Source organism: Peribacillus sp. Hz7 (assembly GCF_042136355.1).
In the GTDB taxonomy this organism is placed as follows: domain Bacteria; phylum Bacillota; class Bacilli; order Bacillales; family DSM-1321; genus Peribacillus; species Peribacillus asahii_A.
The window spans coordinates 1-1,613 of sequence record NZ_JBHHJV010000056.1 but is presented as its reverse complement, the minus strand read 5'-3'; the positions used below and the strand labels follow the sequence as shown (position 1 = coordinate 1,613).

Here is a 1,613-nt window from a genome sequence, read left to right as displayed (position 1 = left end):
AAACCAGCTAATAGTTTGTCAATAAAAATCTTTTAAATTAAAAATAACTTCATGCTATACTAAAAATGCACAACTCAAATAACCCTCTGAACTTAGTTTGGAAGGTTTTTGCTTTATTTGAAAATTCCGTTATTAAATAGTTTCTTGGAATGGTGTTTTCGTTTTTAACATCGCATAAATCCAGTGTAAAAGCTTATTAGCACATGCAATAATGGCTACTTTATAAGGCTTACCTTCTTCTCGTTTTAAATCGTAGAAGGCACGTAATCGCTTATTTCGTGCAATGGTTTCATCAGTTGTTTTCTTTTTACGACTATCTCGAATGGAACACCGAACTGCTGTGAAAAGCATGTGGCGAAGTCTTGCAGAGCCTCGTTTAGTAATATGATTCTTCGTGCCTTTAAAGCGACCTGATTCAAAAACACTAGGGTCAAGTCCTGCAAAGGCAACTAACTTTTTGGGATGACTAAACCGATCAATTTCCCCGATTTCAGAAATAATCGTTGCAGCGATTTTTTCACCTACACCGGGAATTGTTTGGAGTAGTTCATATTCTTCAAGCTGTACTGCTAACTGATTAATCTCACGCTCCAACGTAGAAAGCTGTTGGTGGTACGCTTGAAGTAAATCAATATACATATTCAGACTGACAAGAAGGCTTTGATAAAGCGTTGACTGAAATGGGTTACGTTCTGCAGCTGCGATTAATCCCCCTGCTTTTTCAAGTGCCCAATTAAATGAACGTGCTTTACAATGCCTATCAATAAATTGTGCCATTTCCTCCACACCAGCTTTTAAGACAGCCTCCGAGGTAGGGAAGGTTTGTAAAGTTTTTAATGAAACCTCGGCATACAAATCGCCAAAAACGCCTTTATACTCTGGAAATACTTGATCTAACACAGCCTGAAATTGAAGCTTTGTCTGAACCATAATTCCCGTCATATTTTCATGTTGTCTTGTCAGATGCCGAAGGTTTAATAACTGAACACCACGCTTTTTCTGCGGCTCTAAATCCTCCTTGTAATACAGTTCGCCTAAGTGATAAGCATCAATGGCATCAGTTTTGGTTTTTCGTAAGCTAGAGCTTTTTGCTCGATAAGATACCAATGGGTTTACGATAATGACAATGTACTCTCTTGCTTCTAGAAACTGCACAACCGGGGCATGGTAGTGACCTGTTGATTCCAAGACAACAGGTGGTTTTATCCCTGTTTGACGCTCTAAATCTTGTAGATAAGAGTGTAACTCTTTTAAACCTTCCACCGTATGTTCAACCTTCACACTGTTTTTATAGGGCATTTTTTTATCCAAGAACATTTGAATCTGACTTTCACCTTTAGCTACATCCAGACCAACAACTGGATTCATGAATTATCTCCTCCTAGTGTAGTGGATTGACCGGTAACCTCTATCTACCTTGTTATTCATATCTTCGCTTGTTATACGGGATCATGTCCCAACCAGCCTAATCATGTGTTAACAAGTAGAGGGCGAACAGTTTAGTTGTCGGGATCTAGTCCCACGGGTGCGTCCGTTCTACCCCGGCTACTATCAATCTATAAATTGAATAAAAAATAGTCAACCAGATTTCTCTGGCTGACCTTATAATACGA

Annotated in this window: 1 protein-coding gene; it reads right to left on the bottom strand. The window is 38.9% G+C overall.

Annotated features, from left to right (window positions below; translation table 11 throughout):
• Positions 1–132: 132 nt before the first annotated feature.
• Positions 133–1,368 (bottom strand): IS110 family RNA-guided transposase, encoded by a 1,236-nt coding sequence (locus tag ACE199_RS23460; protein ID WP_375351915.1) that lies wholly within the window; start codon positions 1,366–1,368, stop codon positions 133–135.
• Positions 1,369–1,613 lie beyond the last annotated feature (245 nt).

Coding starts and splice junctions, on each gene's coding strand:
- ACE199_RS23460 (WP_375351915.1), bottom strand. CDS start 1,368: ATGAATCCAGTTGTTGGTCTGGATGTAGCTAAAGGTGAAAGTCAGATT.